5 protein-coding genes and 2 pseudogenes are annotated in these 9,016 nt (G+C 68.6%); all 7 read left to right on the top strand.

Going from position 1 to position 9,016, the window contains the following annotated elements; all coding sequences use genetic code 11:
• Positions 1-127, top strand: a pseudogene (locus VFM98_RS19280) (molecular chaperone); the annotation flags it as partial.
• Positions 128-248: 121 nt separating this feature from the next.
• Positions 249-2,873 (top strand): fimbria/pilus outer membrane usher protein, encoded by a 2,625-nt coding sequence (locus VFM98_RS19275; protein WP_325111515.1) that lies wholly within the window; start codon positions 249-251, stop codon positions 2,871-2,873.
• Positions 2,870-3,856 carry a fimbrial protein gene (locus tag VFM98_RS19270; protein WP_325111514.1) on the top strand — a complete coding sequence of 329 codons (987 nt, stop codon included), beginning with the start codon at positions 2,870-2,872 and terminating at the stop codon, positions 3,854-3,856. The genes VFM98_RS19275 and VFM98_RS19270 overlap by 4 nt, the downstream gene beginning before the upstream one ends.
• A gap of 255 nt (positions 3,857-4,111) precedes the next feature.
• The gene (locus VFM98_RS19265) at positions 4,112-5,128 is read left to right on the top strand and encodes a hypothetical protein (RefSeq protein WP_325111513.1); all 1,017 of its coding nucleotides are present in this window, start codon (positions 4,112-4,114) and stop codon (positions 5,126-5,128) included.
• A gap of 15 nt (positions 5,129-5,143) precedes the next feature.
• A complete protein-coding gene (locus VFM98_RS19260; protein WP_325111512.1) occupies positions 5,144-5,641 on the top strand; it encodes a hypothetical protein in 498 nt (165 codons plus the stop codon).
• A gap of 228 nt (positions 5,642-5,869) precedes the next feature.
• Positions 5,870-7,069 carry a hypothetical protein gene (locus VFM98_RS19255; protein WP_325111511.1) on the top strand — a complete coding sequence of 400 codons (1,200 nt, stop codon included), beginning with the start codon at positions 5,870-5,872 and terminating at the stop codon, positions 7,067-7,069.
• A gap of 70 nt (positions 7,070-7,139) precedes the next feature.
• Positions 7,140-9,016 (top strand): annotated as a pseudogene (locus VFM98_RS19250) (hypothetical protein); the annotation flags it as partial.

Raw genomic sequence — 9,016 nt, 5'->3', positions numbered from 1 at the left:
GGTCGGCCCGGGCGAGACCAAGGTGTTCCCTCTCACCGGCGAGTTGCCGACGGGCTCGGTCAAGCTGCGCTACCAGGCCATCAACGACTTCGGCGGCGCGATCACGGGAGAGTCCACGTTGAATTGATGTCCAGGCACGCGCTGGTCGTGTGACCCGCGCCCATCCCCGGCAGCCCGGGCGCCCTGCGCGCCGGCAACGCTGACCGGCAGGACGGACGTCGGCCCGGAATCCATGCAAGAGCTCGATCATGCGTGCCCTCCCTGCTTCGCTGCCGACCCGCCGGGCGATGTGCAAGGCGGCGGGCCTGCTGATCGCCGGCGCGGCGGCTGCGAGCGGCATGGCCTGGGCCAAGGGCGAAGCCGCGGACATCGAGTTCAACAGCCAGTTCCTGCGCAACACCGGCAGCGCGCCCATCGACCTGAGCCGCTTCCAGCGGGGCAACGTCGCATCGCCCGGGACCTACCGGGCCGAGCTCTATGTGAACCAGGCCTGGATCGGCCGCATCGACGTACAGCTGCAGCCGGTGGGCGCCGACCGGCAGGACGTGCAACCCTGCTTCGATCGGTCCTTGCTGGATCGCATCGGCGTGGACTCCGCCCACCTGAAGGCCGAAGCCCGCGCCCGCCTGGACCCGGGCCCCGGCACCTGCGTGCCACTGCCCGCCCTGGTGGCGGCCGCGACCGCCAGCTTCGACCTCGGCGAACAACGCCTGGACGTGAGCGTTCCGCAGGCCGCGATGCTGCGGCAGCCCCGCGGCTACGTGGACCCGCAGTACTGGGACGAGGGCGTCGATGCCGCCCTGCTGCAATACAACGCCAATGTCTTTCACAGCGAAAGCCGGGGCGAGACCGCCACCAGCGGGTTCCTCGGTCTCGCCGCAGGCCTCAACTGGGGCCCCTGGCGCCTGCGCCACCGCGGCAACCTCACCCACGAACCCCATGCCGGCAGCCGCTACCAGAACGTGCAGGCCAGCCTGCAGCGATCCGTGATCCCGCTGAAAAGCCAGCTCACGCTCGGGGACGCGTTCACCGACGGATTCCTGTTCGACAGCGCCGGCATCCGCGGCATCCAGCTCGCGAGCGACGATCGCATGCTGCCGGAGTCCCGGCGCGGCTACGCACCCGTCGTGCGCGGCATCGCCCGCAGCAATGCGCGTGTGCAGATCCGGCAGAACGGCAACCTGCTGCACGAAACCACCGTCGCCCCGGGGCCCTTCGTGATCGACGACCTGTATCCCACGGGGTATGGCGGCGACCTGGAAGTGACGCTCAGCGAAGCCGATGGCAGCGTGCACGTCTCGCGCGTGCCGTATGCGGCGGCCGTCAACGCCCTGCGCGCCGGCAGCACCCGCTACAGCCTGGCAGCGGGCCAGTACCGGGATGCGACCATCGCTGCCAGCCCCCTGCTCCTGCAGGGCACCGTGCAACATGGATTCTCCAACCTGCTGACCGGCTACGGCGGCCTCCTGGCCTCCGAAGGCTACGCCGCCGCGGGCGCAGGCCTGGCGCTGAACACGGACTATGGCGCCTTCGGCCTCGACTTCATCCATGCCAAGACCCGCTTGCGCGAGCAGCCGGACCAGGACGGCGAGAGCCTGCGCCTGAGCTACAGCAAGTTGCTGGAGCCCACCAGCACCAACATCACCCTGGCGGCCTACCGCTATTCCACCAGGGGCTACCTGGGTCTTGCAGATGCCATCCGGCTGCGCGAACCGGAAGCCGGCCAGTCCGTGTTCCTGCGCGGCATCGAGCGCGGAAAGCTCCAGGCCACGCTGGACCAGAGCCTGGCGCCGGGCTGGGGCAGTTTCTACCTGTCAGGCTCGGTCAAGGACTACTGGAACCGCAGCGGCCGCGACGTGCAGTTCCAGGCCGGCTACAGCAACAGCTACAAGCGCGTCCACTACGGCCTGGCTCTGTCCCGCCAGCTCGATCTCACCCAGCGAAGGGCGGAAAACCGCGTCACCTTCACGGCCAGCCTGCCCCTGGGGGATGGCTTCCAGGCGCCTTCCCTCACCAGCATCGTGCAGCGGGATTCCCTCGGCGGCAGCAGCTTCCAGACCACGGTGAACGGCACGCTGGGCGCGGACAACGCCGTGGCCTACGGTGTGAACATGGGGCGCAGCGACACGGGCGTGGCCACCAGCAACATCGTGGGGGGAAGCGTCTCCTATGCGTCGCCGGTGGCTGCGCTCGGTGCCAGCTTCAGCCGCAGCAGCAACTCCACGCAGCTGAGCGCGGGCATTTCCGGCGGCCTGGTCGCCTACTCCGGCGGCATTGCCCTCACGCCCAGCCTGGGTGACACGGTGGCGGTGGTGGAGGCCAAGGACGCGGCCGGCGCGCGGGTGGCCAATGGAGCGGGCCTGCGCGTGGACCCGTGGGGACACGCCGTCGTCTCCAGCCTCACGCCTTTCGCGCGCAACGAGATCACGATCGATCCGAAGGGGTTGCCCCTCAACATCGAACTCAAGTCCACCATGCAGCTGGCCACGCCTACCGCCGGCGCCGTGGTCAAGGTGAAGTTCGAAACCGAGAACACCGGCCGCACGGCCATCATCGAAGGCCGGCGCGTCGATGGCGAGCCCTTGCCCTTCGGCGCCGAAGTGCGCGACGCCAACGGTCTCCCCGTGGGCACCGTCGCCCAGGGCGGACGCATCCTGGCCCGCGGCCTGAAGGAGGACAGCGGCGTCCTGACCGTCGTGCTCGATGCAGGCAATCACCAGCAATGCCGGCTTTCGTACCACCTGTCGACCCACCAGGGCGGCCGCGCGGATGCATTGACCAAGGGCAGTGGCATCTGCAGCGACAGCACCGCCGCAGCGGACGATGCGCCCGGCCCGCGCCTGGTACTTGTCAAGGACATCCATCCCCGATGAAGACGCCCCTGCTGAAGATCGTGCTCGCGGCGGTGTTCGCGCTCCTCCTGGTGAACCCCGGTGCCTGGGCGCGGTGCTATGCCGACGACGACGAGACGACCACCATCGAGGTGCTGGCGGGAAGCGGCGGCAAGCTGATCGTCCCCACGGGCTCGCCCGTCGGGACGACCGTCTGGAGCAGCCCCGTCGTCACGCTGCCGCCGGTGAGCGTGGATTGCCGTGGCCAGGGCCAGGCCTACGCCGTGCATGCGACGTCGCTGCAGCCATCCGGCGTGGCGAACGTGTACAAGACCGGCATTCCCTATCTCGGCGTCAGGATCGTGGAAGTCACCAGCTTCACCTCGGTCAGGAACAGCCCGACCCGCTGGGCCACCCCGGCCCTCAACTTCAAGGGAGCCTTGTCCCCTTCGTACCAGGTTTCGCTGGTCGTCATCGCTCCCGTCACGGCGGGCGGCGATTCGGCCAGCGTCGGCGAGATCGCGTTCGACTACATCAGCGACTCGCCGGACGCCCTGGTGAACGCACGCATGCTGCACCGCTTGCGGCTCAAGTCCTTCAACACGCAGACGCCGGGTACCGCGCCCTGCACCACGTCCGACGTCACCGTCAACCTGGGCAGCCGCAACGCGTCGGAATTCGGCGGGCCCGGTTCGACCACGGCCGCAACCGACTTCACGATCGAGTTGAGGAACTGCCCCTCCGGCGCGGGCCGCATCGCGTACCAGATCGACCCCGCCACGGCCGTCGTGCCAGGAACCGGAAATACCGTGGTGGCCCTCGACGCGGCCTCGACGGCCGCGGGTGTCGGCGTGCAACTGCTCGATGCGACCGGCGCGCCGCTGGCGATGGCGTCGAAGCGGACGGTCGCCAACAGCGGCGGCAACTACTCCATTCCCCTGAAAGCCCGCTACTACAAGACGGGCCCCACGGTCGGGGGAGGGGCGGCCAATTCGGCGATGACGTTCACCATCTCGTACAACTGAGGCGCCGCCGCCCGCACGCCTGCTGCGGGCGTGCCCGCACCTTTTGCGCGCATCGACCGACCTGCGTAGCAAGAGCAGACACACGTCGTAGACGCCGGTCTCTGCAGGAGAACTTCGGCCCCGTTCTCCACTGGACGGAAATACAGCCAGGTTTACGGGGATTCCTTAAGCTCGCTGACCTCGGCTGTCAATCCTCCATCTGGTTCTCCTAGACTCCGCGCAAAGAAACATCTGTTTCTAGAAGTAAACACAAGCGTGAAGAGGCGTGGGACTACCTGGAAAACCCTGATCACCGTCCTGGCGGCGGTGACGGGCCTCCTCTTGCCCGCGCTCGCCGGAGCGGTGGGCACTCCGGCCGGCGTTCGGATTCCGAACGCGGCGACGCTCCATTACTCCCTGGACGGCAAGCGGCAGCAGCCGATCGTGGCGGAAGCGCCCCAAGTCACCGTGGCCCAGGTCATCAGCGTCGCGGTCACCTGGCAGGACGGTGCCCCCGTGCTGGCCAACTCGCCCGATCTCGACAAGCCCCTGGCCTTCGTCGTCTCCAACACGGGCAACGCATCCGCCACCTTCCGGCTCGTGCGCAGCGACGACATCCCGGGCGACCAGTTCGATCCCCAGGCGGCCAAGGCCGGCGCCATCTGGATCGAAAGCGGCGCGCGCCCCGGATTCCAGTCGACCGGTCCGGACGCCGACACCGTCTACGTCCCCGCGGTCACGGACCTGGTCCTGCCGGCGGATGGGAGCCGAGCCATCTATCTCGTGAGCGCGATTCCCGCCGGCCAGCCCAATGGCGCTACCGGCAATTCCGCGCTGGCGGCGGTCTCCACCACGCCCGGTGCCGCGGGCGCGACGCCGGGAACGCAGGTCGGCACCCTGAACGGGATGCAAATCGTCGTGGGTGCCGGCGGCGGCCAGGGCCGCGCGAGCGGCGCGTATCTGGTTTCCGGCGTGAACGCCACCTTGGCCAAGAGCGTACTCGCCGTCGTCGATCCCTCGGGTGGCAACCGCGTCATGACCGGATCCGTCCTGACGTACCGCCTCGTCGTGACCTTCGGCGGCACCGGCCTGGCCGACAACGTCGTCATCAAGGACCCGCTGCCCGATGCACTTTCCTATGTGCGCGGCAGCCTCACCGTGGACGGCTCGCCCCGCACCGACGCCGAAGACGGGGATGCCGCGAGCGTCGTCGACAGAACCCTGCAGGTCGCCCTCGGCAGCGTCCCGGCGCCGGCCACGCGCGTCATCGAATTCAAAGCCACCGTGAACTGATTTCCAGGAGAAAGCATGAAGAAGTTGTTCCTTTCCGCCGTCCTCGCCCTCGCCGGCCTGTGCATGGGCGCCGCGCACGCGCAGGCGCAACGCTCCGGCGACATCGAGCTCACCAACATCGCCGAGATGGAAGTGAGCGTGAAGACTCCCGATGGCAAGGTCGAAAAGAAGCGCCAGGCCGTGGAGAAGGCCATCCCCGGCTCGGAGATCATCTACACGACCACGTTCCGCAACGTCGGCAAGCGCGTGGCCAACAGCATCTCGATCGTGAATCCGGTGCCGGCCAACACCACGCTCGTCGGCGGCAGCTCCTACGGCGAGCAGACCGAGATCGCCTTCTCCGCCGACGGCGGCAAGACCTGGGCCTCGGCCGACAAGGTCAAGGTCGCCGGGGCCGACGGCAAGCAGCGTCCGGCCGGCATCTCGGAGTTCACCCACATCCGCTGGAACTACAAGGGCGAGCTCGCTCCGGGCAAGCAGGGCGCGGTCGGCTTCCGCGTGACCGTCAACTAGCCCACCGCTCGTGACCGCCACTGTTCCTGACCGGGGCGCGGCCCCGGGGGATGCGCTCGCCCTGCGAAAGCCTTCGCGGGCTGACGACGTTCCCCAGCGGCGCGCCTGCGGGCCGCCGCCAGCCTGCTGGCATCCCATGCCTTCTGCTGGCCGGCCTCAACCGCCGCCGCCGCAGACCGCACCCGAACCCTTTCCCTCCCAGTCAGTACTCAGTCAAAGGAAACTCGCATGAAAAGATTGTTCAGTCACTCGGTGACGCGCGGGGTCTCCCTCGCCGCGATCGCCTTCGCCGCCGCCTTCGCGGGCGAAGCAGCCTTGGCGGCGACCGCCGCCAATACGCCGATCAACAACCGCGCCCAGCTGAATTACAAGGTCGGCACGGTCGACCAGGACCCGATCGGTTCGTCCAAGACAGGCAACACGAGCGGCAGCGGCGAGGACACCACGTTCCTCGTCGACAACAAGGTCAACCCGATCGTCACGACTCAGAACACGGCTGCCGTCACAGCGGTTCCTGGGAAGGCCGCTGTGGCGACCGAGTTCAAGGTGGCCAACGGCGGCAACGCACCTCAGGACATGCTTCTCACGATCGGCAATGTGTCAAACGGTGACGTGTTCGGCGAAGCGGACAATGAGAACTTCGCTGACCTGAGCAAATGCAAGGTTTCGATCGACGGTGCCACCGCGCAGGCGCTACCCGCCTACACGGGAACGATCACGGCCGGTAGCGACGTCGCCGTCCAGGTGCTGTGCGACATCCCCAAGGACCTGGCCGACCAGAAGGTGGTCGGCATCTATCTGACGGCCGAAGCGCGCGAGCCCGTCACCCGGGCGGCCCTGGTCGAATCAACTGGTGCCGACACCGCGACCGTCGACGTCGTCTTCGCCGATGAAAACGCACTGGACGACGCCACCGGCGGCGTCGGTAACGACGGTAAGCGCGATGCCAAGCACAGCAAGCGCAGCGGCTACAAGATCGAAACCGCCGTGCTGACGGTGAAGAAGACTGTGAAGCCGCTCTGCGACGGTTTCAACACCACCGCCAACGCCAAGAACATCCCGGGTGCGTACGTGCAGTACGTGGTTGAGATCAAGAACGACGGCGTGGGGACCGCGCAGCTGACCACGATGGCCGACAACCTCGACGCGAACGTGACCTTCGCCCAGAACGCGGTCGACACGGCCACCTGCAAGGAGCTCACCGGCGACATCGGCTTCACGGTGGACAGCACGCGCCTTGGCAGCCAGACCTACACGTCGACGGGGTCTGTCGACGGCGCCGACTGGAGCGACGTGCCGGGCACTGGCGGGAAGATCAACATCGACTTCACCAAACTGCTACCGGCCGCCTCGCCCACCTATCCCACCGCGGGCGAACTGAAGACGGGCCAGTCCATCACGGTCATCTACAACGTCAAGATCAACTGACCGGTTGATGCGCTTCTCCCAGCTTCATCGCTGGTTGCCGGCTGCCGTGCATGCGCTCCTGCGCGCCTGCATGGCGGCCTTCCTCCTGGCCGGCAGGCCAGGGGGCCTTCGCGTGGGCGGCGGGTTCGCCCACGCGAAGGCCTCGTATGGGCTTGCGGCGCTCCTGCTGCTGGCCGGCTCCGCCGCGCGCGCTGCCACTCCGCCCGACACCCCGATCACGAACGCGGCCTCCGTCAGCTTCAACGTCGCCAGCGTGCCCGTGACGGTCAGCGGCTCCGTGACGGTGGTGACCTCGCCGGGCACGCCGGGCCATATCGAGCTCCTGTCGTACGTGCCGCCGTCGCAGGGCGCGCCAGCCGGCACCGTTACCCCCAGCAGCGTGGCGGCCACGCAGTGCAAGGCGGGCGCGAGCTTCCAGCCGCTGCCGGCGCCCACCGCGCCCGGCGCCGGCGTCCTGCAGGTCCCCGGCACGCAACCGCTCGCGCCGGCCACGATGTATGCCAAGGGCGACGTGGTCTTCATCAGCGTCACCGACCTGGACCAGAACCGCATCGCCGGCGTGGCGGAGACGGTGGACGTCACCGTCACGACGGCGGCCGGTGACAGCGAACTGCTGCGACTCACCGAGACGGGCCCGTCCACGGGCGTGTTCACCGGCTACATCAGCACGGCACAGGGCGCCGTCCAGCCGGGCAACTGCCTGCTGGACATCGCGGGCAACCAGAAGATCACCGTCACTTACGTCGACACCTCCGAACACCGTGCGAGCATCAGCGCCGGCGCGCTGATCGACCCGCTGGGTGTGGTGTTCGATGCGTCCACCGGCCAACCCGTCGACGGCGCCCGGGTCACCATCATCGACACCGCCACCGACAAGCCGGCGCGCGTGCTGGGCAACGATGGCGTGAGCAGCTTCCCGTCCACGGTCGTCGCGGGCAGCACCGTCACCGATGCGGGAGGCACCCGCTACGCATTCGAACCGGGCCGCTACCAGTTCCCGCGGCTGGCGCCGGGCACCTACCGCCTCGAGGTGGAGCCGCCGCTGGGGTACAGGTTTCCTTCCGCCACATCTGACCAGGCCATCCAGCAACTGGCGGGTGGCCCGTTCTTCCTGGGCAAGGGCTCGCGCGGCGAATCCTTCACCCTCGTGCCGGGACCGGCCCTGGAAATGGATCTGCCGCTGGACCCCGGCCCGCTGGGCGACGTGAACATCCTGAAGACCGCGGGCAAGGCCACGGCCGCCGTCGGCGATTCGATCCCTTACACCCTTGCGATCGGCAACCGTGGCAAGGACCCCGTGCCGTCGCTCGTCATCGCCGACCAGCTGCCCCCGGGCTTCCGCTTCCAGAAGGGGTCGGCCCGCCTGGACGGCGCCCCGCTGGTCGATCCGCAAGTCTCCGCGGACGGCCGCAGCCTGCAATTCGCCGTCGGCACCCTCGCGGGCGAGGGCCGGGCCACGCTGCGCTACCTGGCCGTCGTCGGCCCCGGCACGCCGCTGGGCACGGCGGAAAACAGCGCGCGGGCCGCGGGGCGGGTGACTTCCAACGTGGCCAAGGCCACGGTGCTGGTGCAGGACGAACTGAATCGCACCCGCTCCTTCCTCGTCGGCCGCGTCTCGGTGGCCGAATCCTGCGACAGCGATCCCGCCAGCGCACGCGGCCTGGGCAACGTGCGCGTGCTGCTGCAGGACGGCACCCCGATCGTGACGGACGCCAACGGCAACTGGCATGCCGACAACCTGCGGCCCGGCACCCACGTCGTGCAACTGGATACGACGACGCTGCCGCAGGGCATGGAGCTGAGGAACTGCGAATCCAACACGCGCACGGCGGGCCGCGACTTCTCGCAGTTCGTGAACCTGCGCGGCGGCACGATGTGGCGCGCGGACTTCCGCCTGGTGCGCAAGGCCAGTTGCGTCGCGCAGCAGTTCGCGCGCCGCGAGCAGCA

Source organism: Ramlibacter sp., from assembly GCF_035706265.1.
Lineage (GTDB): Bacteria > Pseudomonadota > Gammaproteobacteria > Burkholderiales > Burkholderiaceae_C > Ramlibacter.
This window is presented reverse-complemented; position numbering and strand designations above follow the sequence as displayed.

What these genes read in the sequence shown, in the direction of transcription:
- VFM98_RS19275 (WP_325111515.1), top strand. Translation starts at nt 249, where the DNA reads ATGCGTGCCCTCCCTGCTTCGCTGCCGACCCGCCGGGCGATGTGCAAG.
- VFM98_RS19270 (WP_325111514.1), top strand. Translation starts at nt 2,870, where the DNA reads ATGAAGACGCCCCTGCTGAAGATCGTGCTCGCGGCGGTGTTCGCGCTC.
- VFM98_RS19260 (WP_325111512.1), top strand. Translation starts at nt 5,144, where the DNA reads ATGAAGAAGTTGTTCCTTTCCGCCGTCCTCGCCCTCGCCGGCCTGTGC.
- VFM98_RS19255 (WP_325111511.1), top strand. Translation starts at nt 5,870, where the DNA reads ATGAAAAGATTGTTCAGTCACTCGGTGACGCGCGGGGTCTCCCTCGCC.